Source organism: Planctomicrobium mucosum, assembly GCF_051466335.1.
Classification (GTDB): domain Bacteria; phylum Planctomycetota; class Planctomycetia; order Planctomycetales; family Planctomycetaceae; genus Planctomicrobium.
Genome location: NZ_CP195793.1, coordinates 2,874,636 through 2,887,956, shown reverse-complemented (window position 1 = coordinate 2,887,956; position 13,321 = coordinate 2,874,636). Strand labels below are relative to the sequence as shown.

Here is a 13,321-nt window from a genome sequence, read left to right as displayed (position 1 = left end):
CCAACGAAAAATTGCCCAAACACGGATTCACACCCGCGGTTCGAACTGGTTGAAAAGCGGTGCCGGCATCTTAATAAGGTTCGTTGATTTTATCTTCTCACGTCAAAGGTTGCACACTTCCCAATTCACTCAGACGGAAATGCGAGAAACCGACCGTGAGAAACGTTCGGTCAGATTTTTTGAGCGTAGAGCTGAGCATTGCAAACTGGATGACAGTCGAAAGCCCTCATCAGGGGTTGACGCAACTGGATCCGCGGATGACTTAGAGAGCCACCTCTTCACATCAGGTGGACTTTTCCGATCAGTAAAAGAGGATGTCGTATCCGCATTTGTATTCATGAAACGACTACACATGCCACCTGTCATTTTTTGCCGGAGTCCAATCCCGATTGCCGATCACACATCTAGCCATCACGCGATCTCTCCACCCGAACATGCTCTTCTCGCAGGGAAACAGGCTTATGCGGCAATCAAAACCACTCCCGAACCCCTATTGTCGTAATTTCCTGGCCTGCGCTGTTGCCACAGGAGCCTTTGGACTCGCTCAGTTGAACCTTTCACCGTTCAGCATTGATGGTCGCGAGTCAAACATGTCGGTTGCGTCAGCCGCAGCTCCGAGACTGACACCTCCGCCGCCGAGTCTTCCTGTCCAGATCGCTCAAGATTCAACGACACCTGCTCCAGAAACACCGGCAGCCGCACCACAAGCTGATCCCACGACTCTGCAGGGTATCTGGGCCATCAAGATGGCATCGACACTTCTGGAAAATGGTGCCGCCAGTTTCGCAAAAGTCCCTGACTACACAGCGAAGATGTGCCGTCAGGAGCGAATTGGTGGAGAGCTTGGTGATTTTCAGGTGGTTGATGTCAAGATCCGACATGAGCCCTTCAGCGTTTACATGAAATGGAGCGAAGGAGATCGCGGACGCCAACTGATCTACGTTCGTGGAGAGAACAACGGCAACATGCTGGTCCAGCCGGGCGGAATGAAGGGGCGCCTCACCGGAGTCCTGAATCTGGAGCCAACCGGAACTCTGGCAATGGCTGAGACTCGCTACTCAATTGAAAAAGCAGGGTTGCTGGAGCTCGCGCGCACCGTCTTGTCATTCCAAAAGGCTGACCTGAATCGCGGCAAAGGGTATCAATGCCAGCTACTCGACAATCAAGAGTTTGAAGGACGCAAGTGCTTCCTGTACCACATTGAGTATGAGGGTGCGGAATATAACGAATTCTACCGCAAATCACTCATTTACATCGACAAAGAACTGTCCCTTCCGATTTGTGTGAAGAACTATACTTGGGGAGTCGATGTCAATCCTGAGACGATCGACGACGAGACATTGATCGAATACTACTCGTATACCGACCTCAAATTCACACAGAATTTGACCGCGAGTCACTTCGATAAATACAACCAGGACTACCGCCTGCGAGTTCGATAACTAATCGGATTCGCCGACAAAGCGGGCTGGCTGACACCAGCTGAATGTTTGAGAGTGGTGACTGTCACAGTGGGGCTAGAGTGGGTCTGAAGCAGTCACAGACATGTGGCCGTTGAAGAGGGTGGGGCTTCTTCAACGGCCAATTGCTTTTGCACTCTGATTGATTGCGGTGATCACAATTCACCGCTTAAAGATGAATGATCCCGCGTTTGAGTGCTGTTGTGACCGCGTGCGTGCGATCGGAAGCCTCTAATTTGGCGAGGATGTTCTGCACGTGCATCTTGATTGTGCCATCTGCAGTCCCTAGCTTGCTGGCGATGTCTTTGTTTCCCAGCCCACGAGCGACGTACTCCAACACTTCAATCTCTCTTGGAGTCAGTGCTGCCTGCGTGAAGTACTCCGCCAGACGTTGAGCAGCGTCCTGTGAAATCAGCTTTCGACCGCTATGCACAGTTCGGATTGCGTTCACGATCTCGACATGCACCGTCTCTTTGAGAAGGTAACCGCGAACCCCCGCTTCTAACGCCCGGTAGATATCCTGATCGCCGTCGTAACTCGTCAAAGCGATGATTCGAGCCTCCGGACTCTCGTCGCGAATTTTTTTCACAGCGTCGATCCCAGTCAGAACTGGCATCCTTAAATCGATCAGCGTCACGTCTGGTTGATGACGTCTGAAAAGATCGACTGCGTCCTGACCATTTTCCCCTTCACCGACGAGGGTCATGTCTGCTTCATTGAGCAGGATGGACGCAATTCCTTTGCGTACCAGTGGATGATCATCGACACAAATGATTCGAATTTGATCGCTCATTCGAGGATCTTTCCTATTTCCAAAAACGCGGCAGATAGCCCCGACCTTTTAACACTCATCTCGGACAACATTCAAGGCGATGTTCTTGGGAGAATCAACTCGATGAAGGTCCCTTTTCCGAGCCGACTTTGAATCGAAATCTGCGCCTGAATCTGATGCGCTCGTTCGCGAATACCGATCAAACCATAATGTCCGGGCTTCTGATGGGGCCCCTCTATCGCGAATCCGACTCCATCATCCGCAATATAAAGTGCAATCTGATTGTCCCGACTTTCGAGTGTCAATGTAATCACACTGGCATTTGCATGCTTTACCGAATTCGTCAGAGCTTCCTGAATGATCCGTAGCAGATTGTATTCGGTATCCGCAGGGAGTGGGGGGACAGATTCCGGGACACTCAAATTCAGATGCAGGTCGTGTGTTTCAGTCAGCTCCCGGGCTGTCTGTTCAATGGCCTTCACCAATCCACTCGAACTACCGGGGGTATGGCGAAGTCCGGTGACAATTTGGCGTGCTTCCTTCAGACATCGACTGGAATCCTGAATCAGCTCCTGAAAGTTGGCCTTCTCTTTGGAATCTTTTAAGAGGGAAGTGTAGGCCTGTAGCTGCATTGTCACCCCGGTGAATCCTTGAATCAGGGTGTCATGCAGATCTCGGGCGATGCGCATCCGTTCTTCAAGTGCGGCATTCAACCTTGTGCGCACTTGATAGACGCGGAGACGGGTCACTCCCCAGGCAGCTGCGAGGAGTCCGCAGAGGAGCAGACAGTAAAATAGCGGAGTTTTATAGAACACCTGACGAATCACAAATTCGGAGGATTCCACTGGCTCCGACCACTCTCCTTGAGGCGTGCTCGCCATCACCTGGAACTGGTATTGCCCCGGTGGCAGGTTGGTGTAGTACGCCTCGCGACGGCTTCCAGCATCAACCCAGTCTTCATCGAATCCTTTGAGCTGATAACGGAACATCGTCCTCATGGGAGCGACAAAACTCATCGCGGAGTATCGGAACATGAGGTTCGTCATCCCCGCTTTTAGTTGACCACTCCGACTCAGATCCTGATCCTGCCCATTCACTTGAATCTGTTCCAAGTGGACTTTAGGGAGGGGCAGATGTCGTTGAATGTTGTGAGGATCGACGATGATGACCCCGTAATTCGTGGCAATCCAGATCTTGCCATCATCCATTTTCCAGATGGAAGGTTGGACTCCTGACTGACATTCAATGGTCCTTTGCGACTCCATCGGAGTAAATGGCGTGCTCGTAATTCGTCGCCTTCGATTCTCGGAAAACTCGATCAGCTCAGATTGCGGAACAAAAAAGGCACCTCGACTGCAGGCGAACCAGAGACGGTCCTGATCATCAAAAATGAGCCCGGTAATCTCATCATCGTACAGGCCCTGTCGTACTGAATAGCGTGTTACCCGGTCCCCATCGATCAGAATCAATCCCTTCCCGAGAGTACTGATCCAGATCTGATTCCCCTGACCTTGAAGGATTGAAGAGACACTGAGTATTTCAGCGAGATGTGCATTCCAAGGTTTCAGCTGATCCCCTTGAATTTGATAAATACCTCCGCCATCCGTGGCGACAAGAATTCCAAGACTGCTTGTCTTCAACAGCGCGATGACGGGAAGGCCGCTGAGTGCAGATTCCGCTCCAAGTGGAGAGAGCTGATGATTGGTCATTCGTGCCAACCCTCGCGCAGTCCCGATCCACAAATCATTTGAGTTTCCAGAGTTGTCGTAGCAAAGCGACAGAACCGGATTCGCTGGCAGTCCGTCATCGGTTGTAAATTGGCGGGTGACTTTCCCATCGACGATCTGATTCAGTCCCTGATCGGTACCGACCCAGAGTTCACGATCTTTTCCGATGGTGAGTGTCGAGACCAGATTCCCAGCCAGACCGCTTCCTTTTCGAAAAAAAGCATCGCAAGCACGTCCGTTGAATCGCGCTAGCCCGGCATCGAGCGTCCCGATCCAGACCTGGCCGGTTTCTGACTGGATCAAGGCACCGATATCGTTGGAGGGGAGCCCCTCACTCTTCGTCAGCGGCACCGTTCTGCGATCCGCAATCTGATTCAGTCCGTTTTTTGTTCCGACCCAGAGACTTTGCTCTGAGTCCTCACACAGTGAAAGCACACGACTCTGCGTCAGCCCATCTCGCGATCGAAGTGTCTCAATCTGGTCATTGGAAATTCGACTCAGCCCATTGCGGGTTCCCACCCAGAGTTCGCCTGCGTGAGAGAGTTCAATCGTTTCGATGTTGTTGTCGGCCAGCCCCTGATAGCGAGTGATCCGCTTTTCTTCCTGGCCAGATAGGACAACTAACCCATCGGACGTTGCCAAGTACAAACGCTCATCAGGTGTTTCTAAAATCACTCTGATGGAATAAGGAGCATGAACCGTGTGCAATTTTCGTTCTTCAAAACTGCCATTCACCCGGAACAGAAGCTGACCATCGTCGGTCCCAATGATGATCTCACCAGAACGACTTTCACAAATCGTTGTCACGTTCGGCGTATCAGTAACTCGAGCAAATTGATCGTCAGAACCGCAGTACAACCCGGACTCAGTTGCTACCCAGAGTTCACCGTCTCTAGCCGCTCTGATCGCAGTGATATTGCGAGCAGCGAGTCGCTCCAGCTCCACCATGCGCGTCACTTTTCCTTGGTGCCAACGCAGCAATCCGTTCCCCAGTGTTCCGATCCAGAGCGAGTTGTCCGAACCCTCAACAATGCAATTCACCCAGTCAGATCCGCGGCTGGGATCATCGTTTTCAAGCGGCGCACTGAAGCGAATTCCATCAAACTGGTAGAGCCCCGATGGAGTCCCCAACCAAAGCCGTCCATCAGAAGTCTGTTTGATGCAAACAATGCTGGGGTGAGGAAGCCCCTGTGAACTCTGCCACTTTCGAACAAAGGCCTGAGTCAAGGTTCTAGCTGGATCAACAGCCAATGCTTCGGTGGTCAGTGACACGAGGGCAAAGCAGGAAACCAAGGCGAACAACAATCGGCAACGCATCGTGAACTTCAATTTCTCGTTCGACTCTGGCTGAATATTGACAAACTTGTGCAACGCGAAATGACACCAAAACGAGACTCAAAGACAACTACTCAACTGGCCGAAATCCCCCGCTGATTCCCCCTCATGCGGCGACTGCTCGATGGACTCGAAGCCTGATCGAATTGACATCCCCAATTAATTCCCGTATTCCAGTGGTTCATTCCGGATTCAATGTACCCCCTGATCAGCCACTATGCCATCCGGCATACCCCACACTCTGCCTGACTTCACTGTTACAGGATCGTCGACTGTAAGATAATCACGACAGTATCCATTGAAGTGTTCCCTCGACATTCCGCTCACCGAAATCCGAATTGCCTGGTCCTTTGCAGGCAACTGGCCAATTTATGAAATTATCCTCACCGGAACCAACTTCGGAACAGCCCACCACCCCGGTCGACACGCCAATGGTTCAAGCCCAGCCAGCAACTGCAGTTGAACCCGGGAAATCCCCCAATCCAACCGCTCCTCCGAAGCAAAACTCCGGCGGCTTTCTCTCGACACTCGTGACTTGGGGAGTCGTCATCCTCTCCGCTCTAGCCGGTTGGTATTACGCACCTGTGTGGCGACCGATCGTTGAGAACTACTTGTTCCACGCAGAGAAAGGTCCAGCTCGACCTGCCATGCGACCAGTTCCGGTCCTCTCCGCGACAGCGAAAACAGAGAAATTTGACATTTATCTGGATGGCCTGGGGACAGTCACAGCGTCGAACACCGTGACAGTGAAAAGTCGCGTTGAAGGGGAGTTGATCGCAGTTCATATTTCTGAAGGCCAGTTGGTTGAGCAAGGTGAACTCCTCGCAGAAATTGATCCTCGGCCGTTTGAGATGCAACGCGATCAAGCGAAAGGAAAGCTCACACAGGACGAAGCGGCTCTAAAGCTGGCGAACGTGACACTCTCCCGCCAAAAAGAACTGATGCGGGAAAACGCAACTACGCCGCAAGTCGTCGACCAGCATATTGCCGTCGTCAATCAGGCGGAAGCGCTCATTCAGATCGACAAAGCTGCCTACGAAAACGCACTTCTACAACTTGAGTTCTGCCGGATCACATCTCCGATCAGAGGACGAGTCGGATTGAGATTGATCGATCGCGGAAACATCGTCCGTGCCAACGACCCAAGTGGGCTGATGATCATCACAGAGCTTGAGCCGATCTCAGTCGTGTTCACCATTCCGCAAGACGACATTCCGCGCGTTGTCCAGAAGATGAACGAGAAGAAGTCGCTGACGGTATTGGCCTACGATCGCAACTTTAAGAGTTTGTTGTCCACCGGCGTTCTCGCTGCTCTCGATAATCAGGTTGATGCGACAACCGGCACGCTCCGCCTGAAGGCAATGTTCGAGAACAAAGAGCAGACGCTGTTCCCAAATCAATTCGTCAACGTCCGCTTGCTCATCGACTCAATTGACAATGCTGTGACAGTCCCTGCCTCTGCGGTTCAACGCGGAGCCAATGGTCAGTATGTGTATGCCGTGAATTCAGCGAACAAAGTCGAACTGCGAACAGTCACGACCGGTCCTACTGAAGCGGGTCGAATCCTCGTCCTGTCCGGACTTCAGGATGGCGAGATCGTGGTGACCGATGGACTCGATAAGTTGCGGCCAGACTCCGAGGTGATTTTCAACGGGAGCGGCGATTCCGCTCCGGGACGACAAGCAGCTCCCAAATCCTCTCCACAAATACCGTCGGCTGGGGCGAAATAAACCGAATGAACCCCTCTCGCCACTTTATTATGCGTCCGGTTGCCACCGTGTTGTTTATGGTGGCAATTTTGCTCTCTGGAATCGTCGCTTATCGTGAGCTGCCGGTCTCTGCGCTACCGCAGGTTGACTATCCGACAATTCAGGTGCTGACGTTCTATCCCGGTGCTGGTCCGGACGTCATGACTTCGTCGGTGACTGCACCACTCGAACGGCAGTTCGGTCAGATTCCAGGGCTGACTCAGATGACGTCGGCCAGTTCTGCGGGCTGCTCGGTTGTCACACTTCGGTTTTCGCTGACTCTCGATATCGATGTTGCAGCCCAGCAGGTACAAGCGGCCATAAATGTCGCAACCAGCTTTCTCCCCTCAGACCTTCCCAATCCGCCGATTTACACGAAAACCAATCCGGCTGACTCACCAATTCTGACGCTGGCACTCTCTTCAGATACGCTCCCACTCTCTGAAGTTCAGGACCTCGCAGATACGCGACTCGCTCAGAAAATTTCTCAGCTCTCTGGTGTCGGATTGGTCAGCATCAGTGGAGGCCAGAAGCCTGCGATTCGTGTTCAGGTCAACCCCGGCGCGCTGAATTCGCTCGGGCTGACAATGGAAAACGTGCGCACCGTTCTCGAACAGGCGAACGTCAATCAGGCGAAGGGGAGTTTCGATGGAGTGCGGCAGTCCGTCATTATCGGAGCGAATGACCAACTCTTTACCTCTCAGCAATACCGTGATCTGATTCTCGCTTATCGCAATGGCGCCGCGATCAAGCTTTCAGATTTCGCTACGGTGATCGATGACATCGAAAACAGCAATCAGGCTGCGTGGATGAATACCACGCCTGCCGTCGTCGTGAATATTCAGCGACAGCCGGGGGCGAACATCATCCAGGTTGTCGACAGTGTGAAAGAGCTCCTGCCGCAGCTACAAGAGTTTCTGCCCCCAAGCGTGAACGTCCACGTTTTAACTGACCGAACAGTCACGATTCGCGCCTCAGTTCACAGCGTTGAGCATGAGTTGATTCTGACAATCTGTCTTGTCGTGGCGATCATCTTCGTTTTCCTCCGCAATTTTCGGGCAACTTTCATCCCGAGTGTGGCTGTTCCGCTTTCTTTGGTTGGAACGTTCGGGGTGATGTATTTGCTGGATTACAGCCTGAACAATTTGACGCTGATGGCGTTGACGATCTCTACCGGGTTCGTTGTCGATGATGCGATCGTGATGATCGAAAATATCATGCGGCACATTGAGAATGGCGAAAAGCCGATGGCTGCCGCACTAAAAGGTGCTGAAGAAATCGGGTTCACGATCGTCTCTCTGAGTGTCTCTCTGATTGCAGTGCTGATCCCGCTGCTATTCATGGGAGATATCGTCGGTCGACTATTTCGTGAATTCGCGGTGACGCTTAGCGTGACAATCCTCGTCTCTGCGGTTGTCTCGCTGACCCTGACTCCGATGATGTGCGCCAGGATGTTGAAAGAACATTCAGCGACAACACATGGTCCGATTTACAAATTCACCGAATGGTGTTTCGAATCGGTAATTTGGATCTACGCACGCACGTTAGACGTCGTTCTGCGGCATCAACCATTCACGATGTTCATTGCTGTCCTGACGGTGGCAGCGACGGTCTATCTCTACACGCTTGTCCCCAAAGGCTTCTTTCCAGTGCAGGATACTGGAGTGATCCTTGGAATCTCCGAGTCGTCTCAGGATGTCTCGTTTGAGTTAATGTCCGAACGACAACTCGAACTCAATCGAATTATTCTGGAAGATCCCGCAGTCGAAAGCCTCTCGAGCTTCATCGGAATCGATGGCACAAACATCACTCTCAACAGTGGCCGTATTCAGATCAATCTGAAGCCGCACGAAGAGCGGGACGTGACTGCAACCGAAGTCATTCGTCGCCTGCAAACCGAGTTAGAAAGGGTGCGGGGAATCACGCTGTATATGCAGCCGATTCAGGATTTGACCGTCGAAACGAGAGTCAGCCGCACTCAGTTCCAATTCAGTCTGGAATGTCCTGATGAAGAGGAACTCGGTCTCTGGGCACCACGGCTTGTCAGCAAACTGCAGGAACTTCCAGAGTTACGAGACGTGGCGAGCGATCAGCAGAATGCTGGACTTCTGGCCCACGTGCAAATCGACCGTAACAGTGCGTCTCGGATGGGAGTGACACCTCGCACGATCGACGATGCACTGTATGACGCGTTTGGGCAACGACAAGTCTCGACGATGTTTACCCAATTGAATCAGTATCGGGTCATTCTCGAAGTCCTCCCGGAATTCCGTCAAACCCCGATGGACCTTTCCTCGGTCTACGTCCGAACCAACACAGGTGTCGTCACCCCGCTGAGTACTCTATCAGAAATCGTTGAACTCAAAACGCCGTTGGCCATTAACCATCAAGGTCAATTTCCGGTCGTCACTGTCTCCTTTAATCTGGCGCCATCAGTCGCGTTGGGTCAGGCTGTCGATGCTATCAACGCTGCCCGGAAGGAACTGGAGATTCCAGAGAGTATTGTCACACAATACCAGGGATCGGCCGCGGCATTTCAGGCATCGCTGTCCAATACTCCGTTGCTCATTCTCGCTGCTCTTGTGACAGTCTATATCGTGCTCGGAGTGCTCTATGAGAGCTACATTCATCCGATCACAATCCTGTCCACACTCCCAAGTGCCGGGGTGGGCGCGTTGATTGCTTTGTTGATCTACCGAGAAGATCTGAACGTGATCGGCCTGATCGGGATCATTCTGCTCATCGGAATTGTGAAGAAGAACGCGATCATGATGATCGACTTCGCGCTCGATGCGCAGCGAAATGAAGGAATGACACCTGACGAAGCAATTTATCAGGCCTGCCTGTTGCGATTCCGCCCGATTATGATGACGACTCTGGCAGCGTTGTTCGCCGGGGTTCCGATGGCATTTGGAGGAGGGGTCGGTTCCGAACTTCGGCGTCCTCTCGGAATCACGATTATCGGAGGCCTGATTTTCAGCCAGCTCTTGACACTCTATACCACACCCGTCATTTACCTCTGGTTCGACCGGATCGCGAATCGGTTAGGGTTCTCGACAGAGACATTTCCGATGGGATCCGAGTCACCTACTCCAGATGCAGAGCCGCAGTCCCCTGAACATGCGGGGGCGACATGAACCTTTCCGCCCCGTTCATCAAGAGACCCGTCGCCACGACTCTGCTGACGATTGCCATTACATTGGCAGGCGCTCTGTGTTACGGATTCTTGCCGGTCGCTCCGCTCCCTCAGATTGACTTTCCAACGATTCAGGTGAGTGCTTCGCTTCCCGGTGCGAGCCCGGAGACGATGGGGTCCTCAGTTGCAACGCCACTCGAACGGCAGTTCGCTCGCATCGCCGGCGTCGATGAAATGACCTCCTCCAGCACACTGGGGTCAACGTCCATCACACTGCAATTCAATTTGTCCCGAGATGTGGATGCCGCTGCCCGGGATGTGCAGGCAGCGATCAACGCAGCACGCAGTCAGCTTCCTTCGAACCTCCCAAACAATCCTTCCTATCGAAAAATCAATCCGGCCGATGCGCCGATCATGATGCTGGCCCTGACCTCCAGCACGTACACAAAGCCCCAGATGTATGATATCGCGAGCACGATTCTTCAGCAGAAGATCTCGCAAGTCGCCGGCGTCGGACAAGTTCTCGTTGGAGGCGGATCGCCTCCTGCAGTAAGAGTTAACGTGAACCCGACGGTGATCAATCATTTAGGAATCAGCCTCGAGGACATCCGCACCGCGATTTCAAACGCCAATGCGAATCGTCCGAAAGGGCAGGTCAGCGACGGGATTCGGACATTTGCCATCAGCTCGAGCGACCAGCTTTTCCGTGCTGAGGAGTACGCAAACCTTCTTGTAAGATACGAGAAGGGTGCCCCGATCTACCTCAAAGATGTGGCTGAAATCACTGATTCGGTGCAGGATATTCGCTCTTACGGAATTTCGGACGGCGAGTCTGCGGTCACCGTGCTGATCTTCCGACAGCCTGGTGCCAATATCATCGATTCAGTGGAAGGGATTCGAGAAATCCTGCCGCAACTTCAAGCCCAGATTCCAGCGAACATGAGGATTAACGTCATCATGGATCGCACTGCAACAATCCGTGCATCTCTGGAAGAAGTTGAATTCACGCTATGTCTCTCGATCGGGCTTGTCATTCTGGTCGTTTTCGTCTTTCTCAGAGACGTTCGAACGACGTTTATTCCCAGCGTGGCGGTGCCGGTCTCACTCGTCTCGACGTTTGCAGTGATGTATCTCGCGGGCTACAGCCTCGACAATCTATCACTGATGGCACTGACGATCGCCACTGGATTCGTCGTCGATGACGCGATCGTCGTCATTGAGAATATCAGCCGTCATCTCGAAGAAGGGATGTCTCCGCTTCAGGCTGCCTATCGCGGGGCAAGCGAAATTGGCTTTACGGTTCTTTCTATTAGCATCTCGCTGATCGCTGTGTTCATTCCAATTCTCCTGATGGGTGGAATCATCGGAAGACTGTTCCGAGAGTTCGCCATCACGCTTTCTGCGGCGATCCTCATTTCTCTGGTCGTCTCACTGACAACCACCCCCATGCTGTGTGCTTACCTGCTCAAACCACACGGAACCGTCCGACACGGCCGAATCTACAACACCTTCGAAGCAATCTTTGACTGGATACTCGGCTGGTATCGGTGGTCGTTACAAATCGTCCTGCGCTATCAATGGTTCACGATGCTGGTGACGATCGCCACTGTCGCATTCACGGTCTATCTCTACATCTCGATCCCCAAAGGCTTTTTCCCTCAACAGGACACTGGCCGTTTGATGGGGAATATCATGGCTGATCAGGACACCTCTTCTGCCACGATGATCAAACTGATTGATCAATATTCAGCAATTCTGATGGAAGATCCATCCGTCGCCGGGCTAGTTGCGTTTACGGGAGGTGGAGGAGCGTCGAATTCCGCTCGGATGTTCGTCACACTCAAACCGGTTGAAGAACGAAAAGACCGCGCAGATGAGATCATCGCCAGACTCAGAGGCAAAACCGCACGCGTTCCCGGAGGAGGGTTGTTCCTCAGTGCCGTGCAGGACCTTCGAGTTGGGGGACGCGCTAGCAGCGCCCAGTACCAATACACGCTTCGCGGCAGCAGTTCAACGGAACTAAATGAATGGGCCCGCTCCCTGATTGGCGAGATGAGAAAGATCTCGGGAATAACCGACGTCAACTCGGATTTGCAGGACCGTGGCATTCAGACCAGATTGAATGTCGATCGCGACTCTGCGTCCCGATTAGGCATTTCTTTTGAATCAATTGACAACACCTTGTACGACGCGTTTGGTCAACGCATGGTCTCGACAATTTATCAATCACTCAATCAGTATCGAGTGGTGATGGAGCTGAGCGCCGACTTCAATGCCAGCCCCGAAGCTCTCGATCACGTTTATGTCCGAACTCCACAGGGGACACAAGTCCCGCTTCGTGATCTCTATATCGCTGAAACACGGAATGCTTCACTGGCCGTTGCTCACTCAGGGCAATTCCCGTCTGTCACGATTTCCTTCAACCTGTCGGATGGAATTTCGCTGAGTGATGTCGTTCCCAAAGTTCAAGACGCTGTACGAAATCTGGGGATGCCGGGAAATATTCAGGGGAGTTTTCAGGGGACCGCTCAAGCGTTTCAGGAATCACTCGCGAATCAGCTCTATCTCATTCTGGCAGCCATCGTCACTGTGTATATCGTTCTGGGAATGCTCTACGAGAGCTATATTCACCCGCTCACCATCCTGTCCACTCTCCCGTCGGCGGGCGTCGGAGCACTTTTGACGCTCATGATTTTCAAAGTCGAGCTCAATGTCATGGCGATGATTGGAATTCTTCTACTGATCGGGATCGTGAAGAAGAACGCTATCATGATGATCGACTTCGCAATCGACGCTGAACGGCGACTCAATCTTTCATCAGAAGAGGCCATTTATCAGGCGTGCCTTTTAAGATTTCGTCCGATCACAATGACCACTCTGGCAGCCTTGCTGGGAGCACTCCCGCTGGCAATTGGTCACGGAGCAGGGGCGGAATTACGAAAACCGCTGGGGATTGCTATCGTCGGGGGACTGATCTTCAGCCAGATGCTGACACTCTATACGACTCCTGTCGTCTACCTTTATCTCGACCGGTTCGCCTTGTGGTGGAATCGCTCAGGGCATCGAGACGAAAGCGACGGATTGGATCAACATTCTCTCCAACAATCTGCCTAGCTCCAGTCTTCATGGAGAGTCGCGGCAGA

General features: G+C 52.6%; 6 protein-coding genes. 4 read left to right on the top strand and 2 right to left on the bottom strand.

Annotation, left to right across the window (positions count from 1 at the left end):
- The first annotated feature begins 461 nt into the window (after positions 1-461).
- Entirely contained in the window at positions 462-1,442 is a 981-nt protein-coding gene (locus SH668x_RS11590) for a DUF1571 domain-containing protein (protein WP_437185220.1), read from the top strand.
- A gap of 187 nt (positions 1,443-1,629) precedes the next feature.
- Here the strand turns inward: SH668x_RS11590 and SH668x_RS11585 are convergent, their stop codons facing one another.
- Both SH668x_RS11585 and SH668x_RS11580 read right to left on the bottom strand, forming a co-directional pair.
- Entirely contained in the window at positions 1,630-2,253 is a 624-nt protein-coding gene (locus tag SH668x_RS11585; RefSeq protein WP_437185219.1) for a response regulator, read from the bottom strand.
- Positions 2,254-2,324: 71 nt separating this feature from the next.
- Positions 2,325-5,276: a sensor histidine kinase gene (locus tag SH668x_RS11580; protein ID WP_437185218.1), complete on the bottom strand. Its 2,952-nt coding sequence runs from the start codon at positions 5,274-5,276 to the stop codon at positions 2,325-2,327.
- Between the two features lie 389 nt (positions 5,277-5,665).
- On the opposite strand from SH668x_RS11580, the gene SH668x_RS11575 reads away from it, so the two are divergent.
- From SH668x_RS11575 to SH668x_RS11565, 3 genes are read left to right on the top strand one after another with little or no spacing between them, the layout of a single operon-like run.
- Entirely contained in the window at positions 5,666-7,024 is a 1,359-nt protein-coding gene (locus tag SH668x_RS11575; RefSeq protein WP_437185217.1) for an efflux RND transporter periplasmic adaptor subunit, read from the top strand.
- Positions 7,025-7,029: 5 nt separating this feature from the next.
- Positions 7,030-10,179, top strand: coding sequence for a multidrug efflux RND transporter permease subunit (locus SH668x_RS11570; RefSeq protein WP_437185216.1), 3,150 nt, complete (start codon positions 7,030-7,032; stop codon positions 10,177-10,179).
- A complete protein-coding gene (locus SH668x_RS11565; protein WP_437185215.1) occupies positions 10,176-13,292 on the top strand; it encodes a multidrug efflux RND transporter permease subunit in 3,117 nt (1,038 codons plus the stop codon). Before SH668x_RS11570 ends, SH668x_RS11565 begins: the two co-directional genes overlap by 4 nt.
- Positions 13,293-13,321 lie beyond the last annotated feature (29 nt).